Source organism: Stappia albiluteola, assembly GCF_014050225.1.
In the GTDB taxonomy this organism is placed as follows: domain Bacteria; phylum Pseudomonadota; class Alphaproteobacteria; order Rhizobiales; family Stappiaceae; genus Hongsoonwoonella; species Hongsoonwoonella albiluteola.
Genome location: NZ_JACFXV010000066.1, coordinates 160,724 through 183,424, shown reverse-complemented (window position 1 = coordinate 183,424; position 22,701 = coordinate 160,724). Strand labels below are relative to the sequence as shown.

Genomic DNA, 22,701 nt, shown 5'->3' with positions numbered 1-22,701 from the left:
TCATCCCGGGACTGCGGGGAGAGGCTGCGGCTGTTTGAGAGGGCTTGATGACTGACAGTGATGCGCGGCCGCCGCAGCCTGTGATCGACCGGTCGGAACGCACCGGAAATATCTGGCTATTGATGCTTCTGGCGCTGGGGCTGGTGGCGGCTGCTGCTGCATTTGCGCTGATGAGTCGGGATCAGGCGGAGCCCTATGTGCTTGCGCTGCTTGGCGTTCTCGCTGTGATTGGCGTGTTTTCCCTCTTTGCCGGCGCCATAGGGCTGCTGCATTTTTCAAGCCGCAGCACCGTCAATCCGGTTGCCGCGGCCTTTGTTGATACGCATGGCGAAGGCGTATTGGCGACGGAAGTCGACGGACGCATCATCTACGCCAATCAGGCCTACGCCGCTCTGACAAACGCGGAAGGGGCGGCGGACGTGAGAAGCGTCGAGCGGGTTTTTTCCGCGGACCCGAACGCTGCGGACGCGCTTTTCCGCCTGTCCGCGGCTGCGCGCGAGGGCCGCAGCGCCCAGGAAGAAATACGCCTGCCCCAGCCGCTTGGCCGAAACGACGGCGAGCCGCACTGGTACCGAGTTACCGTGCGCCCGCTTGCACTGGCGGTCGGCCAGGAAGCCGGGAAAAAGGAGGTCACGGTCTGGCAGGTCGCGGATATCAGCCGCGACAGGGTGGATCAGGAGACGTCGTTTCAGGAACTGCAGCGGGTCATCAATTTCCTCGACCATGCGCCCGCCGGCTTCTTCTCCTGCGATGCGCGCGGCAGGGTCGTCTATCTCAACGCGACACTTGCCGACTGGCTTGGATACGACCTTGCCCAATTCGACGCCGGCGATATCGATATCGCCAATTTCATTCGCGGCGACGGCGCCCAGCTTCTGCGTTCGCTGCAAGGCAGGCCCGGAGAGGTCAGGAGCGAGACTTTCGACCTCGATCTCGTCACCAGGAACGGGCGCGGTCTGCCGGTGCGCATCCTGCACCGCGTTCCGTTCGGAGCCGATGGAATGGCCGGGGAAAGCCGGACCCTGGTGCTCAACCGTTCCCCGGGCGAGGATGTCTCGGAAGAATTGCGGGCGTCGGAAGTTCGTTTCGCCCGCTTCTTCAACAATACGCCGATCGCCATTGCCTCCATCGATCGGGAGGGGCGGATCGGCAAGACAAACGCGCCGTTCCTGCGTCTGTTCGGCGGCGCAAACAACAAGGAAAGCAACGTTCCGGTCGTCTCGCTGGTGACGGAAGTATCTCGCGCGGACCTGCAACGTGCGCTCGATGCGGCGGCCGATGGCCAGAGCGAGATTCCACCGGTCGACGTGCGTCTTGACGACCGGGAAGACGGCCGCTCCGCCACCTTCTACGTCTCCGCCGTGCGTGACGGGGAGGGCGACGGCGAGGTTGCCATCGTCTATGCACTGGAGACCACCGCGCAGCGCGTGCTGGAAGCCCAATTCGCCCAGGGCCAGAAAATGCAGGCGATCGGCCAGCTTGCCGGTGGCGTGGCGCACGACTTCAACAATGTCCTGACGGCCATCATCGGCTTTTCCGACCTGCTGCTGGCCAGCCACCGGCCGACCGATCCGTCCTTCCAGGACATCATGAACATCAAGCAGAACGCCAACCGGGCCGCCGGTCTGGTGCGCCAGTTGCTCGCCTTCTCGCGCCGCCAGACCCTGCGGCCCAAGGAACTGGCGCTGAACGACGTGCTGGCAGACCTGTCGATCCTGCTCGACCGCTTGTTGGGAGAAAAGGTCGAGCTGAAGGTGGTGCATGGCCGCGACCTGTGGCCGATCATGGCCGATCTCAACCAGCTCGAGCAGGTGATCGTCAATCTGGCAGTCAATGCAAGGGACGCCATGCCGCAAGGCGGGCGGGTGACTGTCAAGACCGTCAATGTCTCCGAGGCCGAATGCAAGACCTATGAAAATACGCGCGGCATGCCGGGCGCCGACTATGTTCTCATAGAGGTTTCGGATACCGGCCACGGCATGACGCCTGAAGTCATGGAGAAAATCTTCGAGCCGTTCTTCTCGACGAAGGAAGTGGGCAAGGGGACGGGCCTCGGCCTCTCCACGGTTTACGGCATCGTCAAGCAGACGGGCGGTTTCATTTTCTGCACGAGCGAGGTCAATAAGGGCACGACGTTCCGCATCTTCCTGCCGCGCCATGTTCCGAAAGAGAGCGACCGGCCGGTCGAGCGTGCCGTCGAGCAGCAGCAGCTGACCGATCTGACGGGGTCTGCCGCCATACTGCTGGTGGAGGACGAAGAGGCGGTGCGGGCTTTTGCCGCCCGGGCCCTGATGTCGCGCGGCTATACCGTTCACGAAGCTTCAAGCGGTACGGAAGCTCTTGAAGTCATGGAGGAAACGGAAGGCAAGATCGATCTTGTCGTATCCGACGTGGTCATGCCGGAAATGGATGGGCCGTCGCTGCTGCGCGAACTTCGCAAGACCCGCCCGGACCTGAAGATTATTTTCGTGTCCGGATACGCGGAAGACGCGTTCGAAAAGAACCTGCCGGAAAACGAGAAGTTTTCGTTCCTGCCCAAACCCTTCACGCTGAAGCAGCTTGCGACCGCCGTGAAGGAGGCGCTGAACGCCTGAGGCGTTGCACGGGAAAAGCGGCGAAAGGCCGATTTTTCCTGACGCATTCCGTTTATCGTGCGTCAGGCGCGTCCGTCAGGCGCAACCCGACAGGACTTCCGCCTTGTTCTTCAAACCGATCAGGCTCTCGGGGTTGTTGTATTGCGGCTGGGTGACGGAGAACACCTGCTCCAGGGCGGTGCCGGCATTGTTCACCACGAACACCTCCTGCACGACCAGCGTATCGCATGGAGTGCCCTGGAATCTGACCCGGATGCGGAACTTGCGCTGACCGTTGTCGGAGGGGCCGAACTCGCTGTCGAGCGCCGGATTTTCCCCGGTCACTAGCCGCTCCAGCACCACCATGTTGGCGTCATTCTGGATAATCGGGGTCCCGCGCTCCGAAGCGCCGCTGACAAGGGTCTGGCGCACGGCGTCCGGGCTTGCCGCCACCCTGACCGACTGGGCGCCCGCCGGCACCGTGAGAGCCGCCTGCTGCGGATATTGCGAGACCGACCTGCCCGAGGACTGGCAGGCGGCCAGCGGCAGGGCGAGGGCGGCGAGGACGGCGAGGCGGCGCATGGGCGATGACCTTCGGGTTCTTCAGCAGACTTGCGAGGCGGAATTCGTACCAGGGCGTCCGGGCGGCATGCCGGGCGCTGCATGAAACGATAATCCGGCGCCATGGTTAAAAAACGGTCAGTCCTTTGTCACGCGAAAACATCCGCTAGGGGAGTTTGAACGCCGCGACTGTGTTGGAATGACGTCATTATTGGCCGAAGCGTCTTGTGAGGATGGTCGTGCGATGACGTAGAGTGCGTATCTGTAATTGCATAATATACTGATATTTACTTAACATTGAAGTTGTGAGACAATTGGGAAAATGATAAATAAAATATAAGAATACATGCTGATATTATATAATATAAATGATCACTGCTGTAAAAGGCTGTGCCTATAGGGCTACGGTTACCCCATTCAGTGAACGCTGCAACTGGGGAGTTGTGTTGATGTATATTGCGCATGCATTGAAGAAGCGCAAGACACTCGTGCTTGACGCCAACAAGACCTATCAGCAAAACGTCCTTTTCGTCTCCAGCTTCTGTACGGCAGTACTTGCCTCGAAGCTTCCCGCGTTGAACAGCTACCCTGCCAACTGGGCGGAAATCGAGACCGCCTATGTACAGGCCAACGCCGATGCGCTGAGCTGGGCCAACGACGTGCTGGCGCGCCTGCTGGCGACACCGGGCGAGGTCGACGATTACAACGCGACCATTGTCGCCACGCTCAATGCCGCTATCGCCAATGCAAATGCGCTGGTCAGCGATCCTTCGAACGCAAGCGCCCGCAGCGCACTGAACCAGAACCTCGCCACGTTGACGGGGACGATCAACCTGATCCTGGGTTTCGTGCAGTCGGCGATCACCTCCGTCCAGAATTTCAACAACACCGTTCCGGACATGGCGACGCAGTTCTCGACGATCGTCCAGGACGCGATTGACGCCTCGAATGCCGATCAGACGCAGATCAACCAGCTCAACGCCGACATCGACAACCTGAACCAGCAGATCAAGCAATACTGGATCGAGATCGGCGCTATCTCGGGCGCCGTCGTGGTGGAAGCCACGCTGGCTACCTTGGCGACCATCGTCGCCTGGCCTTACGGTGCCGTTGCCTGGCTGGTCTTCGGGCCGGCGATCCTTATCGAGGCCGCGCTGATTGCGCTGGATGCCAAGAATATCGTCGCCGCCAAGGGCAAGATCGAGGCGGACCAGAAGGCGATCACCGGGCTGACGGCGGATATGGCCGCTCTCAGCGCGCTGTCCAACCAGTATCAGGATTTCGCCAACCAGACGGAGGAGATCCAGACCAGTTTGCAGGCGATCCTGGCGGCCTGGCAGCAGGTGGAGCAGGAGGTGAGCGCGGCAGCGACCGAGATCCAGAACGCGGGAGAGGGCTATTCGTCGAGCGACTGGCAGGCTGTCGCCAATGACCTGAACGAGGCTCTGGACGACTGGGACGAGGCCTATGACCTGTCGCAGGCGCTGACGCTCAACCTTTCCGGCACCAATGCGGCGGTCAGCTATGGCATGACACAAAGGGATGTGCAGGCGGCGCTCAACGCCGGGACCAGCGTGCCGCTGATCCAGTATCTGAACCAGCTTTGAGAATATCCGCGCGCATCACACCAAGGAACTGCCGGCTTCCATCACCGGGGAGGCGTGGGAGCCGGCAGGGGAATTAAGCGGGACACACAGGCGGCGGACTACCGCAAACTCAAGCGTCAGCCTTGCGGAGGGGCGGCGCTCTTTTTTTGTCCTGCTTTCGGATATCGCCGTCAACGGAAATGGCGCCGATCCCGAAATCGGCGCCATCCCGAAGGGCCGGTCCGGCTGACGGAACGAGCGATCAGGCGTTGGCCCGGCTCACTGTGGCGCCGCCGAAGGGCAGGGCGGCGGGGCGCGCGGCGAAGGCGCCTTCGCCGATCAGGATATGGGCGATCTGGGCCACGATGAGGAAGACCGGATACTCCCAGCCGCCGCCTTCGGCCGAAAACACCCAGCCGTTGCCGATATGCGTGGTGGTGGCAACCGCAAGAATCGGCAGCAGCAGGACTGCGGCCTGGCGGCTGTAGAAACCGAACAGGATGAGAAGGCCGAGGCCAGTCTCCATCAGCGGCACCGGCCAGGCGAAGACGGAGGGCAGGCCCTGCGCATCCAGCCAGCCGGCAAACCCGGCAATGCCGAAGACGAAGAACTTCAGCCCGGCATGGGCAAGCCACATGATGCCGAGGGCAACCCGCAGCAGGAAGGCGCCATAGGGCGCAAGATCACGATCGATAGTCATTTCACGTCAGGCTCCCGATTGTGGAGGATATGTTGTAATTGCAACAAAAATAATGCATGTTTGGTGGAATTGCAACGATCTGTTATGACTTCGCCATGACCACGCTGACGAAAGATGGCGAAAAGGCCTGGGTGGGCCTGATGCTGGCCAGCCGGGCGGCCCTTTCACGGGTCGAGGCGTCGCTCAAGCGCGCCAGCCTGCCGCCGCTTTCCTGGTATGACGTTCTTCTGGAGCTGGGCCGCGCGGAAGGCGGCAGGCTGCGCCACAAGGACCTGGCCGCCCGTATGCTGCTTGAGAAGTACAACCTGACGCGGCTGATCGACCGCATGGCGGCAGACGGTGCCGTCGTACGCGTGCAGGACGAGGCGGACTACCGCGGGGCGGCGATCCAGATCACGCCCGAAGGTCGCGCGCTCCGGGAGAAGATGTGGCCGGTTTATCGCGATGCCGTTGCGGCCTCCTTCTCCGCCCGCTTCACCGACGGAGAGCTGGCGATGCTGGCCGGCCTGCTGCAGCGGGTGCGGCGCCCGAATTCCTAGCGGCCGCCCTTGGACCGCCAGGGCATTTCCCGGCACTGGGACCGGCGAAGACGAGGGAGAGGTGTCGCGTCCATTCCGCGGCAGAGTTAGATGCAGCCGCCCGGCCCACACTCTGATGTCATCCCCGTGAAGACGGGGATCCAGTAATCGCGTGCGTTGGGGGCTGAATCTCCGGCCACCGTGGTTACTGGATGCCCGGTCGGGCCGGGCATGACAGAGATTGTGGCAAACCGCTTGCCACGTACTCCCGTCATCCCGGGTCATCGCTCGGCTGCGCCTCACTCGCCCGGGATGATGGAGTATGTGGCAGACACACCGCTTCAACCCGTCGGCTCGTCATACGCGGGCTTGACCCGCGTATCCACATGCCGCCGAGAGGGAATGCGTTCATCCGGCGCGGCGCCGGCGAATCTGCGGCACCTAAGCAGATTGAAGCGCAATATCAGAGCCATACGGAACGACCCACAAAAATCCCGCTACCCCCATTGGCAAAAGGCTCCGGAAGCGACTATATATGCGCCAAGTGAGCATAAGGGCCGGCGAAAGCCGCGTTTTTTAAACCGCTACTTATGCTCAATATGAGTATAATGCTGCGCCGACAGCCGTCCGGATGAGTCGAAAGAGGGTCTTTCGCCAAGTCCGGTCCCGTCAGGCCCGGTCAGGCAAGGGAGGTCACGATGGCCATCACGATCATTTCGTCCAACGCCCGCCGTCAGGCGGCGGCCTGCGACACCGCACTCGACCGCTACGGCCGCGTGGATATGCCCGAGCTTGAATACACGGCGGAAATCGCTGCGGAAACCGCGCCGATCTACGAGAAGGTCAAGCACCTGATCCCGGCGATTGAATGGCCGGCCATCGCCCCCATCGTGCACGCGATCAACGTGCTCAAGAAAGAGCGCAACGCGGTGATCCTCGCCCATAACTACATGACGCCGGAAATCTATCACGGTGTTGCCGATGTGGTGGGCGACAGCCTGCAATTGGCCCGCGAAGCGACGAAGAGCGAGGCTGACGTGATCGTGCAGTGCGGCGTGCATTTCATGGCCGAGACGTCGAAAATCCTCAATCCGGACAAGACGGTGCTGATTCCCGACATAAAGGCGGGCTGCTCGCTGGCGGAATCGATCACCGCCGCCGACGTGAGGGAACTGCGTCGCAAGCATCCGGGCGTGCCTATCGTCACCTATGTCAATACGTCGGCCGACGTGAAGGCCGAATGCGATATCTGCTGCACCTCGGCCAATGCGGTGCAGGTGGTGGAGAGCCTGGGCGCGCCGCGCGTGCTGCTGATTCCCGACCAGTATCTGGCGGCGAATGTCGCGCGGCAGACCGATGTCGAGATCCTGACCTGGGCCGGCGCCTGCGAGGTGCACGAGCGCTTCACCGCCGAAGAACTGCGCGAATATCGCGAGATCGAGCCGGACGTGAAGATCATCGCCCATCCCGAGTGCCCGCCGGAAGTGGTGGACGAGGCGGATTTCGCCGGCTCCACCTCGGGCATGATCGACTGGGTGAAGCAAAACAATCCGAAGAAGGTGATGCTGGTCACCGAGTGCTCGATGGCCGACAACGTCGCCTCCGAGACGCCGGGCGTCGACTATGTACGGCCCTGCAATCTCTGCCCGCACATGAAGCGGATCACGCTGTCGAAGATCCTCGACGCGCTGGTGGAGATGAAGGACGAGGTGCTGGTCGATCCGGAGATCGCCGCGCGCGCCCGCGTGTCGGTGGAGCGGATGATCAACCTGAAAAGCTGAGCGGCTGCTTTTTGCAGCCCTCTTTCCGACAGCCCGCGCTATGATCGCCCTTGCGCGGGCTTCGTTTTCCGCCATTCCTGACAGATGCGCGGCGCCACGGCGCCGGGCAAGATCGTGCCCATCTCCGGAACTGTGCCCATGTCCAGCCAGACTTCGTCCAACACCTCCTCTCCGGCCCATGTGGCCCGGCATATCGACGATGTCGTAATCCTGGGCGGCGGGCTGACCGGCTTGTTCTGCGCCTTGAAGCTGGCGCCGCGGCCAGTGACGATCCTGACCGCCTCGCCGATCGGCGAGGGGGCTTCGTCCTCCTGGGCGCAGGGCGGCGTCGCGGCGGCGGTTTCCGAGCAGGATTCGGCCCAATCCCATGCGCGCGACACGATCGCGGTCGGTGGCGGCATTTGCGCCGAAAAGATCGTCCGGCTGATGACCGAAGAGGCGGGGGAGCGCGTGCGCGACCTGCTCGGCTACGGGGTTCCCTTCGACCAGGACCTCGAGGGCCGGCTGCAGCTTTCCCGCGAGGCGGCCCATTCGCAGAACCGCATCGTGCGGGTGCGCGGCGACATGGCGGGGCGCGCGATCATGGATGCGCTGGTCGCCGCGGTGCGCAAGACGCCGTCGATCCGCGTCATCGAGGGGTATCTGGGCGAAAGCCTGATCTGCCAGGGCAAGCATGTGACCGGCATTTTGGCGCGACGGCGCGGCGGGCGTGAGCGGCTGGCCTTTCCGGCTCGCGCCGTGGTGCTCGCTTCCGGGGGCATCGGGCATCTCTATGCGGTCACCACGAACCCGAGCGAAGCAAACGGCCACGGCCTCGCCATGGCGGCGAAGGCCGGCGCGATCCTCGCCGATCCGGAATTCGTGCAGTTCCATCCGACCGCGCTGAATGTCGGCCGCGATCCGGCCCCGCTTGCCAGCGAAGCGCTGCGCGGCGAGGGCGCGACGCTGGTCAATTCCGCCGGCGAGCGCTTCATGGAGACGATTGATCCGCTGAAGGAACTGGCGCCGCGCGACGTGGTGGCGCGCGCCGTCTTCGCCGAAGTCACGTCCGGGCGCGGTGCCTTCCTCGATTGCCGGCAGGCGGTTGGGGCAAGCTTCCCCGAACGCTTCCCGACCGTGCATGCCGCGTGCATTGCGGCGGGGATCGATCCGGTGAAGAAACCGATCCCGATCGCGCCGGCCGAGCACTACCACATGGGCGGCATCCTGACCGATGCCAACGGCCGCACCTCGCTCGACAATCTTTGGGCGGCGGGCGAAGTGGCGTCCACCGGCGCTCATGGCGCCAACAGGCTTGCCTCGAACTCGCTGCTTGAGACCGTCGTTTTCGCCGCGCGCGTGGCGGAGGATATCCAGGGGTTGATGCCGACGCCGCGAACGGCGCACTGGCCGGAGATCGACCACACGATCCAGGACGCCAGCGAGCGCAACGAGGTGGAGCGCGACGCGATCGGCATCCTGCGCGACACGATGGCGACGAAGGTCGGTGTGGTGCGCGATGGCAAGGGGCTGACGGAAGCGCTGGCCGTGATGAACGCGCTGGAACGGCGCTGCGAGCGGCTGTCGATCCTCAACATGATCACGGCGGCAAAGATCGTCGCGGCGGCGGCCCTGCGGCGCACCGAAAGCCGCGGCGGGCACTATCGCAGCGATTTCCCTGAGGCCGATCCGGCGCAACAGCACCGCACCTACGTGACGCTGAAGGACGTGGAGACGGTGGCCGCCGGGGCCGAAGCGACGGAGATCGGAGCCGAGGCCATCAAGGCCGGAGGGCTGCAATGAGCGGTGAAATGCTCCTTCCCGTCCTGCAACGTCTGATGGTGGAGGACGCGGTCCGCGCCGCCCTGCTGGAAGACTGGGGCAGGGCAGGCGACATCACCACCCAGGCGACGATCCCGGCATCCGCGTCGGCAAGGGCTGCGATCGTCTCGCGGCAGGACGGCCGGCTTGCCGGGCTCGATCTCGCGGAAGCCGCATTCCGCCTGACCGGCGAGGGCGTGCGCTTCACCCGGCTGGCCACGGACAGCGACAGGCTTTCTCCGGGTACGGCGGTGGCCGAAATCGAGGGGCCTGCGCGGGTCGTGCTTTCAGCCGAGCGGGTGGCGCTCAACTATCTCGGGCATCTTTCCGGCATTGCGACGGCGACGGCGCGCTTCGCGGACAGAATCGCGCATACGAAGGCGCGCATCGTCTGCACCCGCAAGACCACGCCGGGCCTGCGGGCTTTCGAGAAATACGCCGTGCGCTGCGGTGGCGGCGCCAACCACCGCTTCGGTCTCGATGACGCGATCCTCATCAAGGACAACCACGTCGCGGTAGCCGGCGGCGTGGCCAGGGCGATCGAACGGGCGCGGGCCTTTGCCGGCCATCTGGTGAAGGTGGAAGTGGAAGTCGACACGCTCGACCAGCTTCGCGAGGCGCTTGCCGCGCGGCCCGACGTGGTGATGCTGGACAATATGACGCCGGCAACGTTGCGCGAGGCCGTGGCGATCGCCGACGGCGCGGTGCTTCTGGAAGCGTCGGGCGGCGTATCGCTTGAAACAGTCGCGGCAATCGCGGAAACGGGCGTCGACCTGATCTCCGTCGGCGCGATCACGCATTCCGCGCCGGTGCTCGACCTCGGCCTCGATATCCGGATCGGGTAGGGGGTCAGCTCCAGCCGCCGCCGCGCGTGCGGTAGAAGATGTGGCGGCCGATCTTGTCCAGCCGCTTCATGGAGCGCGCCCAACGCGGCTTCACATAGGTGGCGTGATAGTGGGTCGATGCGCCCACGTCCTCGATATATTCGTCGCCGTCAACGGCGTCCTTGGCCACACGCTGGGCGGTCTCCCAGGCGGCTTTCGACGAGATGCGGTCGCGAATACCGTCGCAGGCGAAGGAAAACTGGCAGCGGTTGCGCTTGTGCCGGTTCTGGTAGACCACCTTGCAGATGGTATCCGGATAGGCGGGGTTCCTGACCCGGTTCAGCACCACCTGTGCCACGGCCACCTGACCGGTCTCCGGCTCGCCGCGCGCTTCGAAATAGACGGCTTCCGCAAGGCAGCGTTGCTCCTTGGAGCTGTTGACGCTGGCCGGCAGCGGCCGTTTCACCCACCAGTAGGGATCGCCGTCCTTGTTCGCCTCAAGGGCCGCTTCTTCCTGGGCGGCCGGGTCGTCGATCTGCGGCTGGCCGAGCAGGGCGCGGAAAGGGGCGTTGGTGTCGGCAAGGGCGTTTGGCGCGTAGGCGGCGGCAAGCGACAGGCTGGTGGCGGCGGCGTTGCGGGCGATCGCCAGTTGCATCAGATCGAGCGGCCTGCCCTGGCCGTCGACGTGGGCAACGGCACTGCCCTTGCCCGTACCGGTGAGCGGGGTGATCGGCTTGACGAAGGCTACACGCGGCAGATCCTGCTCCGGGCCCTCGGCGAAGAGGTTCGGCAGGGAATAGACCGTGCCAGCGGCGATGCCGACCATCTCGCGGTCGGGCGCCATGGAAAGGTGGCGGTTGCCCTTGCGGCTGCGGTTGATCTCGATCTTGTCGGGGATCGTCTTCGGAGCGCTGTCGATGACGAAATTCTCAAGCCCGCGCACCACGGTCGGATTGTGTCCGGGCGCGGCTGACGTCACGGCGATATCCGGCGCCTCGGTGAGATCGGGACGCGAGGCGTCGGCCATGATCAGGGTCGGGGCATGGGACGACTGGTGGTTCGCGGCCTCGAGCGCGGTCATCCAGCGCGGGGCATCCTGGCGGTTGGCCTCGAGAAGCGCGGTGATGTCCTGCTGGGCTATCTGGCCGGCGGAGGCGAGGAAGAATGCGGCCGCGAGCCCGAGATGGCGGACGATCGGACTGGCGCGGAGCCGGTCCTTCCGGGATCCGAATTCCGGCTTGCGGGTGCTCTGCTTCCTGCCAGGCATACGCGGCAACTCCAGACAAGATACGCCAGTATTGCGCGACGCTCCATGAGCGGAGGCGCGCGGTGTCGGCTGCCGGGCAACGGGTATGGTCCGACGCCGCACAACCGGGGAGCTTGAAGAGGATCGTCGCCGCTTAACCTTGAAACTCCGTTAATGAGGCGAAAAAGGCCGCTCCGGCCTCATGTCCGATGATGCGATTTAGGCGAACAAGGTTAATTCAGTCGGTAAAATCGGTTGTATCTTAGGAGGTTATGACATTCGGCATTTCCCGTGGGGAGGTGCGCAGCCGCTCATTCCTCAACGTCATCGACACTATAGAGGGCCGGCATTTTTCTTTGACAGGCCAGGCAGCGACACTGTCTCCACCGCCGGGATCGTCCCGGATGTAAGGGAGCCATGTCATGCCGAAGCTCAATCTTGCCGCCCTCATGGCGGCTGCAACTGTTGGAATTGTCGCCGGGCCTGCGCTCGCCGCAGAATGCCCCGCGGATCAGGTGTTGAAGGAACCTCGCCAGATCGAAAACGCGCCGGATATCGGTGTGGAGAGGCCGGTGATCGGGATGGTCGACCTGACGGGGTGGCGCGGCCAGGGAAATTTCTACCTGCGTCTGCGCCGTCTGACCGTTGCGCCGGGTGGCGTGGTGCCGACCCACTGGCATGACGACCGGCCCTCGATCGTGCATATCGCGGAGGGCGAGATCATCGAGCATAACGTTCACTGCGCCGTGCCGATCGTACACAAGGCCGGCGATACGACGCCGGAATTCGGTGAAGGCCACGGTCACTGGTGGGAAAACAAGACCGACAAGACGGTGGTGCTGTTCTCCACCGACGTGGTGCCCTTCGAAAAGAAGGAAGAGCCGCATATGTAAGCGGCCCGCATGGGCGAAACTAGAAGCGGAAGGCCGCCGGGCAGCGCTCGGCGGCCGCTTGTCCGGCTATGCCTCGCCCGCGGGGAAGATCATGCAGGTCTCGACGCCATGGGCAAGCAGCTTGCCGGCGGCATCCTTCAGCGTCGCCTCCGAGGTGGCAATCCGCTTGCCGCGATGGGTGACCTTGCCTTCGCAGATGAGAGTGCCGCTGGTTTCGAAGACCGGCCGGACGATATTCACCTTGAATTCGAGCGTCGTGTAGCCTTCGCCCGCCGCCAGCGTGGTGTGGACGGCACAACCAAGCGCTGAATCGAGGATTGTCGCGCTCCACCCGCCGTGGACCATCCCGAGCGGGTTGTAGTGGGAGAAGCCCGGCGTGCCCATGAAGCAAGCCTCGCCGTCGCCGACCGAGTGGAGGATAAAGTTCATCACCTCGCAGATCGGCGGTGCGGGTAACTCACCGGCCAGCATCTTTTCCAGCGCCTGTCGGCCGGAAAGGCCTTGCAGGTCTTTGCGATCAGCAAGGCCGAAGCGGGTTCCTGTCGGGATCATCAGTTTTTCCATTGTAATAACGTGCAATCGCACGAAAACATCGAAGTGTTGCGATTGCAATTGATTTTATTTCTCTATCCTAGCGTAATTCGTGCTTTTACACATCGCGTAATCGTGATATGTAGATTCTATGCAAGATGATCTCCTTTGTTCATGTCACAGGTTGCGCCGAACCAGCCGTAGCGTGACTCGCTTGTACGAGCAGGCTCTGGAGGGAAGCGGCATAACTATCAATCAGTTCTCGATCCTTTCTGCACTTACGCAGAGAGGGCCGAGCACCGCGACCGAGCTTGCCCGCTATCTCGGTTCCGACCGGACCACGATGACGCGGACGCTGGACCGGATGATGGATTCTCGTCTCGTCGATGAGGTTCCGGCTTCCGACGGCCGCGAGCATCCTGTTGCCGTTGCGCCGGATGGCCAGGAAGCGATGCTGAGAGCCAACAAAGGGTGGCGGAAAGCGGAAGGAACGCTAACGCATGCCCTTGGTCGCGACCGGGTCGCTCTGCTGTGGAAGCTGCTGAACGAAGTGGAACGGGCTTCCGACTGAAACGGCGTCCGTATCCTTATCCGGCTCGCGGTCTGCTCAACGTCCGCCGACCTTAAGGCCGAGGGCGGGGCGCTCTTTCAGGATCTCGCGCCGGAAGCGGAAAAGCGCTGCCGGTCGTCCGCCCGTGGCGGTCGAGGTGCTGCCGGTCGATTCCACCAGATCGTTCTTTTCAACCAGCCGGCGAAAATTCTGCTTGTGGAGATGGCGGCCGGACAGCGCCTCCACGGTGCGCTGCAACTCGGTCAGCGTGAATGTCTCTGCCATCAGTTCGAAGACCACAGGGCGGTATTTCAGTTTGGCCCTGAGGCGCGAAATGGCCGTCGCCAGGATGCGGCGGTGGTCCTGCATCATCGCAAGGCCGAGCGGTGGCAGGCTGTTGCGGCTGAGCGCGGCCGGGCGACCATCCCGCAGGGCCTCCTCAACAAGGCCCGCCTCATAGAGAAGCTCGTAGCGGTCGAGCGCCTTTTCCTCGTCCCAGGCGGAACCGGCGCCTCCGAAGGCAAGGCTGACCCGCTCGGCGCGCGACAGCGCCCGCGGCGGCGTTCCGGACGGCAGTGGTGCATTGGCCCAGGCTTCGAGGCTGGGAAGGATGTGCCGGGAGACTTCGCCCGGCACGCCGGTGCGCCAGTCCTCCCAGGGAAAGAATTCGTACCAGGATCGCCAGCGGGCATTCTGGCTCCTCAGGATGGCTTCGGATTCGCTCGTCTGGCGGGTCAGAGCCAGATATCCGACGGATACTTCGTGCGGGCGCGCGCTTTCCCGGCTGAAATCGCGGCCGCGGTCGCCGAAAGTGTAGAGCTGCTCGACATAGCCGAGACGCAACGCAGTCTGCTCTTCCACCCAGGCGCGCAAGCCGATCTCGAAAGTGCGGTGATACAGCGGATCGAACGGGCCGAAGGGTAGGGAATCCGGCTCGTCCTGTTGCCTGGAACCGGTCACCAGCACGAGCGGCTTCGGGTCGGCGACGGCAACGATCACCGCGTTGAGGCCGATTTCGATCAGGGTGGAAGAACCGGTGCCGGGCATTGCGGGTTCTCAGGCAAGCGGCAGTTCGAAGGGAGTGCCTTCGAAGGCGTCGGCTCCGCGACCTATGGCGCGTACGGCGTCGATCATCCGTCCGTCGCGATCCAGCACCTTGTCGGCAAGCGCCACCAGTCGCGCGTTGGGGGTGGCCGACGGAGAGGCGAGGCGGAGGATCTGTGCGATCTCCATCTCGTCCCGCCGCGGCGACAGGGCACAGGCGGTGATGAAGGCACCCGCGGTCGAACGGCTGATGCCCGCCCAGCAATGGATGACGATCGGCTGGCTGCGGTCCCAGCCCCGCACGAAGTCGATCAGGCTGCGAACGTGGACTTCGGCCGGCGGCGTCAGGCCTTCGGCGGGTGCGGTGATGTCGTTGAAGCCGAGGAAGAGGTGGCGTTCGGCAGCAATTTCCGGCGGGCGAGGCACCCGTGTTCCTTCGTTGATCAGGGTCACCAGGTGGCTCGCTCCCGTGCTGGACACGGTTTCGGCCAGGCGGGACAATGAACAGACGAAGAGCATTGGAGCCTCCCGATCCTATGGCGTAAACGATCCTCCGGTCAAAACGGAGTCTAACGATTTGGAAGGCGGCGGTCGTGATGCCGCCGCCTTTTGTTCAGCAAAATCCCGTGTGCAGTTCCAGACGTTGCCGCTCGCGGGCCAGTTCCCCGAAACGGGTGAGGAAGGCGGTTTGTGCCTTCGCCGCCGGTAGCGGCGCAAGGCCGAGGCGCAGCCTGCCCGCGCGATCCGCCTGGAAACCGCGGGGGCGGCCGAAAATGCGAGAGGCTTCCCTGTCGTCGAAGCCGGCAAGCTCGACCGCCTCGAAATAGGCGGCGATGGTGTCGGCCCGTTTTGCAAGCTTGTGGATCGTCGCCGGCAATTCGCGCGGCAGAGAGAAGCGCAGATGGATCGCCCCCTGCAGCCGCGCCTCGATTTCCTTGTAGTTGCCGCCCATGACGGCCTTGAAGGGCGAGATCATATCGCCGATCACATATTCTGGGGCGTCATGTAGCAGGACCGCCATGCAGTCCCTTGGCGGCAGGGAGGGCGTCAACCGGCGGGCCAGTTCCTCCACCAGGAGGGAGTGCTGGGCGACGGAAAAGGCGTGATCGCCCACTGTCTGGCCGTTCCAGCGGGCAACGCGGGCAAGGCCGTGGGCAATGTCCTCGATCTCGACGTCGAGGGGCGAGGGATCGAGGAGATCCAGGCGGCGGCCGGACAGCATGCGCTGCCAGGCGCGGAGCGGGAGGTCTGGGCGGTCGGCGGCCATGGCGATCGGACCTGAGCGGGGTCAGTCTTCGCCGACCGTCTCGGGCCAGCCGAAACCGGCCCATGCGGGAAGCGTGAATTGAAGCGTGACGCCGGCGGCGGTAATTGCCGCGCCCTTGTCCATCGCCTCGCGGATACGGTCGAGGCGGACGAGCGCGAGGCCGGCGGCGCCCGATGACGAACCGATGGTGCCGGCGGGCCTGCCTCCAGCAACGATTTCCGTGCCGGGTTCGGGCAGATCCCTATCGCCATGGACGAGGATGATACGGCGGCGCAGGTTGCCGCGATGCTTCATGCGGCTCACCACTTCCTGGCCGACAAAGCAGCCCTTGTCGAAAGCGACTGCGTTCAACGCGTCGAGATCGGCATCGTGCGGAAAGGCGTCGCCATAGGTGAAATCCGCCGGCGCTTCTGGAATGCCAAGCGCGATGCGATGGGCATGATAGTCCGCCTCGTCTGATGCCTCGAAGCCCGGCGTCGCAAGATCCGCGCCGATGGCCGATCGCGCGCCGATGGCGCGGAAGCCGAGTGCTGCAAGGCGCGGATCGCGCACGACGGTCGCCGGCATTTCGGGTTGGCCGTCGCCGCCCCAGGCAGCCAGTACCGCCAGATCCTCGCTGACGTCGCGGATGTCGACCTTCGCCCGCAATTTGTAGAAGGTCAGCCGCTTGGCAAAATCGGCGAGGGTCTGTCGCGGCGTGTCGAGGAGGTAGCCGTCGTCGATCTTCAGCAGCAGGAAATCGAAGAGGATCTTGCCTTGCGGGGTCAGCAGCGCGCCGTAGCCGGCACCTGCTTCGTCGACATCATCCATGTCGCAGGTCAGCAGGTTTTGCAGGAAGCCGCGCGCGTCCGGTCCGGTGACGTGGACGACGCCGCGGCCTGGCAACTCGGCGATCCGGGCTCTTTGCATGGAGGGCTCTTCCCGCGAAAATTGACTGGTTCTCTTCGAGATAGGCCGGTTCGGCCGCAGCAACAAGGCCGTTCCGCCTTCTTGTCCTCAGGCAAGCGCAATGCGGCATGTGCGAAGGGGCGATATGCTGGCGCAGCGTGCCCTTGCGGTCTATAAGCCCGGGCAGCAAGCGAAGGCTTGCCAGTTTCAGCGACAATCAATGCCGGAGACCGCCATGCAGAAGACCTACGACCAGATCCTCAAGGGCGGCACGGTGGTCAACCAGGACGGTATCGCGGTTCGCGATGTTGCGATTAAGGACGGGCGCATCGCCGGGATCGGCAGCTTCGATCCCGCCCAGGCCGGCGATGTAGTCGACTGCACGGGCCTGCATGTACTGCCGGGGGTAATCGATACGCAGGTGCACTTCCGCGAACCGGGCCTTGAGCACAAGGAAGACCTGGAAAGCGGGGCGCGCGCCGCCGTGATGGGCGGGGTGACGGCCGTATTCGAAATGCCGAACACCAAGCCGGAGACGACAAGTGAAGCCGCCCTTGCCGACAAGGTGGCGCGCGGCCGGCATCGCATGCATTGCGATTTTGCCTTCTGGGTCGGCGGCACGCGGGACAACGTGAAGGACATTCCAGACCTGGAACGCCTGCCGGGGGCGGCCGGTATCAAGGTCTTCATGGGCTCTTCCACCGGCGACCTGCTGGTGGAGGACGATGTCGGCGTGGCGGAGATTTTGTCCAGGACCCGGCGGCGGTCGGCCTTTCATTCCGAGGACGAGTTCCGCCTGCGCGATAGACTGGGCGAGCGGATCGAGGGCGATCCGCGCTCGCATCCGGTCTGGCGCGACGAGGAGGCGGCACTTTCCTGCACGAAGCGGCTGGTCGGCATCGCGCGCAAGGTCGGCGCGCGCATCCACATCCTGCACCTGTCCACGGCGGAGGAGGTGGACTACCTCGTCCCTCACAAGGACGTCGCTTCCATCGAGGTGACGCCGCATCACCTGACGCTGACCGACGAGGCCTACGAACGCATCGGCTCGCTGGCGCAGATGAACCCGCCCGTGCGCGCCGCCCGTCACAGGGACCGGCTGTGGTGGGGCGTCGCACAGGGGCTCATCGACGTGCTCGGTTCCGATCACGCGCCGCATCTCCTGGAGGAAAAGAAGAAGACCTATCCCGCATCGCCCTCCGGCATGACGGGCGTACAGACGCTGGTGCCGATGATGCTCGACCACGTGAATGCGGGCCGGTTGTCGCTTCAGCGTTTCGTCGACCTGTCCTCGGCCGGGCCGGCGCGGCTCTTCGGTATCGCCCGCAAGGGGCGCATCGCCATCGGCTACGATGCCGATTTCACGGTGGTGGATCTGAAGAAGCGGGAGACGATCCGCAACGAATGGATCGCGTCGAAATGCGGCTGGACGCCCTATGACGGCGTCAGCGTCACCGGCTGGCCGGTCGGCACCATCGTGCGCGGCAATCGCGTGATGTGGGAAGGCGAACTGGCGGCCCCGAGCCTCGGCGAGCCCGTGCTCTTCGCCGAAGCTCTGCCGCGCGGCTGATTCAGGCCGAGCGCGATAGCGGGTTGCGGAAGGACGGCGCGCGGGCGGCAAGCGGGATCGGCTTGATGGTGAGCAGGCGCGGCGTCCGGCTGTCACCGGCATCGCTTGCGAGCGCCATGAGCGCCTCGATCTGCTCGCCGACGCGGCGGTGGGTTTCCGTCTCGATGCGCACGCGGCGCCAGACATGGCGCTGGATGACGACATCCATGCAGTCGCGCAGATCGGCGTGCAGGAATTCCAGGTCGAGCGAGGGCAGGTTCAGGTATTCCCTCAACTCCTTGAGGATCGTGTCGAAGAGGCGGGCGTAAGCCTCTCCGACGGAAGCCGGCTGCAGTTCGTTGATGTCGAGGCACTGGATCTGCGCCTCCTCGCGGATGGCGGCGACGAAGGTCTCGATACGGGCACGGCTGAGCCTTGTAGTGCCGTCTTCTAGCGCCAACTGCTTCATCAGCAGGGATGCCTCGAAAATATCGAGGATGCGGCGGGAGAGCTGACCGACGACGTCGCGCAGCGCGGCTTCCTGCTCGGGATTGCACTCGCAGAAATTCATCTCGATGATGTCGAAAAGGCCGATCTCGAAGGATTCGCTGATGTTCTGGAAGCAATCATGCTGCTGCAGCAGCTTGTTCACCACGCCGAGGGCGTCGACTTCGAGCGGGCAATCCTTCATCAGGATTTCGTTGATGTCGGTGAACATGCGCAAAACTTCCATATTGCTTCCGGGTAGGGAATAACGCTCGCGCAATCGCTAAATCGCGGCGTTCTCTACTCGCGGGGAACAGGGGGCGGGGCGGGAAAAGCCCGTTGTTTGTTAACGATTCCGAATCGCGCCCTGAGTCGCAACGCCTTTCGTTCGCATCGAATTGCAAGGGTGGCGCGTATTTGGGCTCTGCTTTTCTGGGGGAATTACGTATTCTGTGGCGAAAAGCAGCCGAAAGTTTCGCCAATCCGTGATCCCGATCACGGCAGCCGGCGTAGAACCGGTCGTAAATAAAGCAACTAACCGTCGATTCACGAGTCCGTACTAGGATCACGACCGGGATCGCGGTGACTGTCGAAAAGTATTGCGTAAAGGCAGGGTTTGGCTATGGGACGCGAGGTTCGCAGGAAGGGCGGCAAGGACCGTCCGGTCCATCATTTCGCATTTGCGGTTTTGACGATTGCGATAGCAGGCGGGTTCCTGACGAACACCGCCCTGGCAAGCGGGGCAAGCCGCCTGCAGCCGGTCACGCTCGAACGACCGGAAGCGGCCGAGGCCAACAACGATCCGCTGCAACTCGTCGTATCGCTGAAGGAGCAGCGGCTCGACGTCTATCGCGGCACGGAACTCATCGATTCCACCCGCGTTTCGTCCGGCAAGCCGGGCTACGGCACGCCGACCGGCGTCTTCAGCATCCTGGAAAAGCGCCGCAAGCACTTCTCCAACCTCTATGACGATGCGCCGATGCCCTACATGCAGCGCATCACCTGGTCGGGCGTGGCGCTGCACGAGGGACGGGTGCCCAACTACCCGGCCTCGCACGGTTGCGTGCGCCTGCCGCGTGGCTTCGCGCAGAAGCTGTTCGGCATGACGGAGCGCGGCGCTCATGTGGTGATCACCCGCGACGAAACGCGGCCCGAGCCGATCTTGCATACCTCCCTGCTGCAACCGCGCCCGCAGGAAGCCGCAGTCGCCGTGCTCGACGCGCGCACGATTGCTGGCGATCCAGCGTTGCGCGGCGCGATCGATGCCGATGTGGGACCTGCCGCCGTGCTGCCGAAGAAGGTGACGGCCAAGCGCTCCGAAGCGCCCCTGCGAATGCTCGTGACACGGCTCAGCGAAGGCGAGCGCATCCGGGAAATGCAGCTCCTCCTGGCGCGTCTCGGCTACGAGCCGGGGCCGGCCGATGGCGTTTTCGGCCGAAAGACGCGGGCGGCGCTCGAAACCTTTCAGGAAGGCGCCGACCTTCCGGTAACGGGTGTGGCGAGCAATACGGTGCTGAAGCGCCTCTATGCCGAAGCCGGCCGCGAGGGTCCCTATACGGGCCGGGTCTATGTCCGGCAGAACTTCCGCGAGATCTATGCCGGCCCAGTCGGGCTCAAGGATCCGGAAGCGCCGCTCGGTACCTTCATCTTCACCGCGCTTTCCTTCGGGCCGGTCGACCGCGAGGTGGAGTGGATGGGTCTTGCGGCGGAAGAGCGTGGCGAGGCTTCGGCCGAAGCCGTGCTCCAGCGCATCGACTGGCCGGACAGCGTGCGCGCCGAGCTTGAGGAACGGCTCACGCCGGGCTCCTCGATCATCGTAACTGACCGCACCTTCCGCCTGCACTCGGGCCTCGGCACCGACTTCATCGTCACGACGCGCTGACGGGGATTCCGTCACCGTAGTGTCGCAGGTCCTTCGTAAACCTCTTCCCGTGAATCGGGCCATCAGGCGGGTCCGACGGCAGGGGGAGAGAGGGCGAATGGCGCCGACATCCATCGCGGCTTCGAAGAAGCGTCTCGGTCAGGCGGTGCACCGTTCCGGCGCATTGACCGGCGAGGGAGTGCTGGAGCGGCTGTTCACCTTCGCCTTCAAGGGTCTGGTCTATCCGCAGATCTGGGAAGACCCCGAGGTCGACATGCGGGCGCTCGAACTGAAGCCGGGTGCGCGCATCGTCACCATCGCGTCGGGCGGCTGCAACGCCCTCTCCTATCTGGTGGCCGATCCGGCGGAAATCGTCGCCGTCGATCTCAACCGCGCCCATGTGGCGCTGGGCCGGCTGAAGCTGGCCGCTGCCCGATACCTGCCGGCCTATGAGGATTTCTACCGCTTCTTCGGCGAGGCGGACGAGGCGGCGAACGTCGCCGCCTACGAGCGCTTCCTGCGCAACCGGCTGGACCCGCAGACCCGTGCCTATTGGGACGGCCGCGACCTCGCCAACTGGGGCCGCCGCCGCATCACTTTGTTTTCCCGCGATCTCTATCGCCATGGGCTGCTTGGCTACTTCATCGGCCTCAGCCATCTGGTGGCGCGCCTTTACGGCGTGAACCCGAAGGATTTCGTGCGGGCACGGTCGATGGAAGAGCAGCGCAGCTACTTCGACAAGGTGCTGGCGCCGATCTTCGACAGGCGCATGGTGCGCTGGGCAACGTCGAAGAAGGTGTCGCTCTACGGCCTCGGCATTCCGCCCGCGCAATACGAGGCGCTGGCTTCGGCCGGCGGCGGTGACATGGCGCTTGTCCTGAAGCAGCGTCTGGAGCGGCTCGCCTGCGGCTATCCGCTGTCCGACAACTATTTCGCCTGGCAGGCCTTCAGCCGCGGCTATGCTCCGAAAGGCAAGGCCCGGGGCGGGGAGAGCGGCCCGCTGCCGCCTTACCTCAAGCGCGAACACTTCGAGGCGGTGCGCGACCGGGCGAGCCGCGTCAGCGTCGTCAACCGCAATTTCGTCGAGCATCTGGAAGGCGAAGGTGCCGCATCGCTCGACGCCTATATCCTCCTCGATGCGCAGGACTGGATGACCGACGTGCAATTGAACGGGCTGTGGGCGGAAATCACGCGTACGGCAAGGCCCGGCGCCCGGGTGATCTTCCGCACCGCAGCCGAACCGACACTGCTGCCGGGGCGCGTCAGCGACACGATCCTGAAGCGCTGGGATTATCGTACGGAAGAGAGCCTCGAGTTCGGCCGGCAGGATCGCTCGTCGATCTATGGCGGCTTCCACCTCTACGTCTTCCGGGGCTGACGCGGGAATGACCACCGCCGAGACCGGCGCGCTGATGGACGCGATCTATCGCCGGCAGCGTCATATCTACGATGCCACGCGAAAATATTATCTGCTCGGCCGCGACAGGCTGATCGAGCGGCTGGAAGTGCCGGCCGGCGGTAGCGTGCTGGAAGTCGGCTGCGGCACGGCGCGCAACCTGATCGCAGTCGCGAGGCGCTATCCGGATGCCCGGCTGTACGGCTTCGATATTTCCCCGGCGATGCTGGAAAAGGCGGAAGACGCAGTGGCGCGGGCCGGGCTTGCCGGCCGCATCCACCTGGCGCAGGCCGATGCGGCGACTTTCGACCCGCAGGCGGCATTCGGCGAGGCGGGCTTCGACCGCGTGTTCCTTTCCTACACGCTATCGATGATCCCGCCCTGGCAGGCAGCTCTGGCGCGCGGAATGGATGTCCTGAACGAAGGCGGACGGCTGTCCGTCGTCGACTTCGGCGGACAGGAGCGCTTGCCCGGCTGGTTCCGCAAGCTGCTGCGGGCGTGGCTCGCGCAGTTTCACGTCACCCCGCGCGACAGCCTTGCCGTAGAACTCGAAACCGCGGCCCTGCAACGCGGATGGAGCGCCGGCGTGACGTCGCTCCATCGAGGATACGCGATCACAGGGGAAGCGAGACGCCCGGCTCCCTGAT

At 64.2% G+C, this 22,701-nt stretch carries 21 protein-coding genes; 12 read left to right on the top strand and 9 right to left on the bottom strand.

Going from position 1 to position 22,701, the window contains the following annotated elements:
- Nucleotides 1-47: 47 nt before the first annotated feature.
- Nucleotides 48-2,594 (top strand): cell cycle histidine kinase CckA, encoded by a 2,547-nt coding sequence (gene cckA, locus H2509_RS19345; RefSeq protein WP_182168107.1) that lies wholly within the window; start codon nt 48-50, stop codon nt 2,592-2,594.
- 75 nt (nt 2,595-2,669) lie between these two features.
- Here cckA and H2509_RS19340 read toward each other — a convergent pair whose 3' ends face one another.
- Complete coding sequence (locus tag H2509_RS19340; protein WP_182168106.1) at nt 2,670-3,155, bottom strand: hypothetical protein; 486 nt, start codon at nt 3,153-3,155, stop codon at nt 2,670-2,672.
- A gap of 428 nt (nt 3,156-3,583) precedes the next feature.
- Here H2509_RS19340 and H2509_RS19335 point away from each other — a divergent pair, with 428 nt between their 5' ends.
- The gene (locus H2509_RS19335; protein WP_182168105.1) at nt 3,584-4,741 is read left to right on the top strand and encodes an HBL/NHE enterotoxin family protein; all 1,158 of its coding nucleotides are present in this window, start codon (nt 3,584-3,586) and stop codon (nt 4,739-4,741) included.
- 241 nt (nt 4,742-4,982) lie between these two features.
- On the opposite strand, the gene H2509_RS19330 is transcribed toward H2509_RS19335, so the two are convergent.
- On the bottom strand, nt 4,983-5,420 hold the full coding sequence (locus tag H2509_RS19330; protein WP_182168104.1) for a DoxX family protein: 438 nt from the start codon (nt 5,418-5,420) through the stop codon (nt 4,983-4,985).
- Nucleotides 5,421-5,515: 95 nt separating this feature from the next.
- Here H2509_RS19330 and H2509_RS19325 point away from each other — a divergent pair, with 95 nt between their 5' ends.
- From H2509_RS19325 to nadC, 4 genes are all read left to right on the top strand, one after another.
- Complete coding sequence (locus tag H2509_RS19325; RefSeq protein WP_182168103.1) at nt 5,516-5,959, top strand: MarR family winged helix-turn-helix transcriptional regulator; 444 nt, start codon at nt 5,516-5,518, stop codon at nt 5,957-5,959.
- A 677-nt stretch (nt 5,960-6,636) separates the two neighbouring features.
- On the top strand, nt 6,637-7,719 hold the full coding sequence (gene nadA / locus H2509_RS19320) for a quinolinate synthase NadA (RefSeq protein ID WP_182168102.1): 1,083 nt from the start codon (nt 6,637-6,639) through the stop codon (nt 7,717-7,719).
- 138 nt (nt 7,720-7,857) lie between these two features.
- Entirely contained in the window at nt 7,858-9,501 is a 1,644-nt protein-coding gene (locus H2509_RS19315; protein WP_182168101.1) for an L-aspartate oxidase, read from the top strand.
- Nucleotides 9,498-10,364, top strand: coding sequence for a carboxylating nicotinate-nucleotide diphosphorylase (gene nadC / locus H2509_RS19310; protein WP_182168100.1), 867 nt, complete (start codon nt 9,498-9,500; stop codon nt 10,362-10,364). Before H2509_RS19315 ends, nadC begins: the two co-directional genes overlap by 4 nt.
- Nucleotides 10,365-10,368: 4 nt before the next feature.
- Here the strand turns inward: nadC and H2509_RS19305 are convergent, their stop codons facing one another.
- Nucleotides 10,369-11,610, bottom strand: a complete 1,242-nt coding sequence (locus H2509_RS19305) for a cell wall hydrolase (protein ID WP_235975105.1) — start codon at nt 11,608-11,610, stop codon at nt 10,369-10,371.
- A 401-nt stretch (nt 11,611-12,011) separates the two neighbouring features.
- Here H2509_RS19305 and H2509_RS19300 point away from each other — a divergent pair, with 401 nt between their 5' ends.
- Entirely contained in the window at nt 12,012-12,482 is a 471-nt protein-coding gene (locus tag H2509_RS19300) for a cupin domain-containing protein (RefSeq protein ID WP_182168099.1), read from the top strand.
- A gap of 66 nt (nt 12,483-12,548) precedes the next feature.
- Here the strand turns inward: H2509_RS19300 and H2509_RS19295 are convergent, their stop codons facing one another.
- Nucleotides 12,549-13,034: a PaaI family thioesterase gene (locus H2509_RS19295; RefSeq protein ID WP_182168098.1), complete on the bottom strand. Its 486-nt coding sequence runs from the start codon at nt 13,032-13,034 to the stop codon at nt 12,549-12,551.
- Nucleotides 13,035-13,218: 184 nt separating this feature from the next.
- Between H2509_RS19295 and H2509_RS19290 the strand changes: the two genes are divergently transcribed.
- Nucleotides 13,219-13,584 (top strand): MarR family winged helix-turn-helix transcriptional regulator, encoded by a 366-nt coding sequence (locus H2509_RS19290; protein ID WP_182168097.1) that lies wholly within the window; start codon nt 13,219-13,221, stop codon nt 13,582-13,584.
- A gap of 36 nt (nt 13,585-13,620) precedes the next feature.
- On the opposite strand, the gene H2509_RS19285 is transcribed toward H2509_RS19290, so the two are convergent.
- The 4 genes from H2509_RS19285 to ygfZ all read right to left on the bottom strand — a co-directional run bounded on the left by H2509_RS19285 (nt 13,621) and on the right by ygfZ (nt 16,783).
- Entirely contained in the window at nt 13,621-14,610 is a 990-nt protein-coding gene (locus H2509_RS19285; RefSeq protein ID WP_182168096.1) for an NUDIX hydrolase, read from the bottom strand.
- A gap of 9 nt (nt 14,611-14,619) precedes the next feature.
- The gene (locus tag H2509_RS19280) at nt 14,620-15,126 is read right to left on the bottom strand and encodes a tyrosine phosphatase family protein (RefSeq protein WP_182168095.1); all 507 of its coding nucleotides are present in this window, start codon (nt 15,124-15,126) and stop codon (nt 14,620-14,622) included.
- Between the two features lie 94 nt (nt 15,127-15,220).
- On the bottom strand, nt 15,221-15,874 hold the full coding sequence (locus H2509_RS19275; protein ID WP_182168094.1) for a YfbR-like 5'-deoxynucleotidase: 654 nt from the start codon (nt 15,872-15,874) through the stop codon (nt 15,221-15,223).
- Nucleotides 15,875-15,895: 21 nt separating this feature from the next.
- Nucleotides 15,896-16,783: a CAF17-like 4Fe-4S cluster assembly/insertion protein YgfZ gene (gene ygfZ, locus H2509_RS19270; protein ID WP_182168093.1), complete on the bottom strand. Its 888-nt coding sequence runs from the start codon at nt 16,781-16,783 to the stop codon at nt 15,896-15,898.
- A gap of 214 nt (nt 16,784-16,997) precedes the next feature.
- On the opposite strand from ygfZ, the gene H2509_RS19265 reads away from it, so the two are divergent.
- Nucleotides 16,998-18,332 (top strand): dihydroorotase, encoded by a 1,335-nt coding sequence (locus tag H2509_RS19265; protein ID WP_182168092.1) that lies wholly within the window; start codon nt 16,998-17,000, stop codon nt 18,330-18,332.
- Between the two features lies 1 nt (nt 18,333).
- On the opposite strand, the gene H2509_RS19260 is transcribed toward H2509_RS19265, so the two are convergent.
- Nucleotides 18,334-19,044 carry a hypothetical protein gene (locus H2509_RS19260; protein WP_182168091.1) on the bottom strand — a complete coding sequence of 237 codons (711 nt, stop codon included), beginning with the start codon at nt 19,042-19,044 and terminating at the stop codon, nt 18,334-18,336.
- Between the two features lie 375 nt (nt 19,045-19,419).
- Here H2509_RS19260 and H2509_RS19255 point away from each other — a divergent pair, with 375 nt between their 5' ends.
- From H2509_RS19255 to H2509_RS19245, 3 genes are all read left to right on the top strand, one after another.
- The gene (locus H2509_RS19255) at nt 19,420-20,679 is read left to right on the top strand and encodes a L,D-transpeptidase family protein (RefSeq protein WP_182168090.1); all 1,260 of its coding nucleotides are present in this window, start codon (nt 19,420-19,422) and stop codon (nt 20,677-20,679) included.
- A 97-nt stretch (nt 20,680-20,776) separates the two neighbouring features.
- Complete coding sequence (locus H2509_RS19250; protein WP_182168089.1) at nt 20,777-22,036, top strand: DUF3419 family protein; 1,260 nt, start codon at nt 20,777-20,779, stop codon at nt 22,034-22,036.
- A gap of 7 nt (nt 22,037-22,043) precedes the next feature.
- Nucleotides 22,044-22,700 (top strand): class I SAM-dependent methyltransferase, encoded by a 657-nt coding sequence (locus H2509_RS19245; RefSeq protein ID WP_182168088.1) that lies wholly within the window; start codon nt 22,044-22,046, stop codon nt 22,698-22,700.
- Nucleotide 22,701 lies beyond the last annotated feature (1 nt).

What these genes read in the sequence shown, in the direction of transcription:
- H2509_RS19265 (WP_182168092.1), top strand. Translation starts at nt 16,998, where the DNA reads ATGCAGAAGACCTACGACCAGATCCTCAAGGGCGGCACGGTGGTCAAC.
- H2509_RS19340 (WP_182168106.1), bottom strand. Translation starts at nt 3,155, where the DNA reads ATGCGCCGCCTCGCCGTCCTCGCCGCCCTCGCCCTGCCGCTGGCCGCC.
- H2509_RS19250 (WP_182168089.1), top strand. Translation starts at nt 20,777, where the DNA reads ATGGCGCCGACATCCATCGCGGCTTCGAAGAAGCGTCTCGGTCAGGCG.
- H2509_RS19255 (WP_182168090.1), top strand. Translation starts at nt 19,420, where the DNA reads ATGGGACGCGAGGTTCGCAGGAAGGGCGGCAAGGACCGTCCGGTCCAT.
- H2509_RS19305 (WP_235975105.1), bottom strand. Translation starts at nt 11,610, where the DNA reads ATGCCTGGCAGGAAGCAGAGCACCCGCAAGCCGGAATTCGGATCCCGG.
- H2509_RS19325 (WP_182168103.1), top strand. Translation starts at nt 5,516, where the DNA reads ATGACCACGCTGACGAAAGATGGCGAAAAGGCCTGGGTGGGCCTGATG.
- H2509_RS19300 (WP_182168099.1), top strand. Translation starts at nt 12,012, where the DNA reads ATGCCGAAGCTCAATCTTGCCGCCCTCATGGCGGCTGCAACTGTTGGA.
- H2509_RS19330 (WP_182168104.1), bottom strand. Translation starts at nt 5,420, where the DNA reads ATGACTATCGATCGTGATCTTGCGCCCTATGGCGCCTTCCTGCTGCGG.
- H2509_RS19260 (WP_182168091.1), bottom strand. Translation starts at nt 19,044, where the DNA reads ATGGAAGTTTTGCGCATGTTCACCGACATCAACGAAATCCTGATGAAG.
- H2509_RS19280 (WP_182168095.1), bottom strand. Translation starts at nt 15,126, where the DNA reads ATGCTCTTCGTCTGTTCATTGTCCCGCCTGGCCGAAACCGTGTCCAGC.
- nadC (WP_182168100.1), top strand. Translation starts at nt 9,498, where the DNA reads ATGAGCGGTGAAATGCTCCTTCCCGTCCTGCAACGTCTGATGGTGGAG.
- nadA (WP_182168102.1), top strand. Translation starts at nt 6,637, where the DNA reads ATGGCCATCACGATCATTTCGTCCAACGCCCGCCGTCAGGCGGCGGCC.
- H2509_RS19315 (WP_182168101.1), top strand. Translation starts at nt 7,858, where the DNA reads ATGTCCAGCCAGACTTCGTCCAACACCTCCTCTCCGGCCCATGTGGCC.
- H2509_RS19285 (WP_182168096.1), bottom strand. Translation starts at nt 14,610, where the DNA reads ATGCCCGGCACCGGTTCTTCCACCCTGATCGAAATCGGCCTCAACGCG.
- H2509_RS19275 (WP_182168094.1), bottom strand. Translation starts at nt 15,874, where the DNA reads ATGGCCGCCGACCGCCCAGACCTCCCGCTCCGCGCCTGGCAGCGCATG.
- H2509_RS19335 (WP_182168105.1), top strand. Translation starts at nt 3,584, where the DNA reads ATGTATATTGCGCATGCATTGAAGAAGCGCAAGACACTCGTGCTTGAC.
- H2509_RS19295 (WP_182168098.1), bottom strand. Translation starts at nt 13,034, where the DNA reads ATGATCCCGACAGGAACCCGCTTCGGCCTTGCTGATCGCAAAGACCTG.
- ygfZ (WP_182168093.1), bottom strand. Translation starts at nt 16,783, where the DNA reads ATGCAAAGAGCCCGGATCGCCGAGTTGCCAGGCCGCGGCGTCGTCCAC.
- cckA (WP_182168107.1), top strand. Translation starts at nt 48, where the DNA reads ATGACTGACAGTGATGCGCGGCCGCCGCAGCCTGTGATCGACCGGTCG.
- H2509_RS19245 (WP_182168088.1), top strand. Translation starts at nt 22,044, where the DNA reads ATGACCACCGCCGAGACCGGCGCGCTGATGGACGCGATCTATCGCCGG.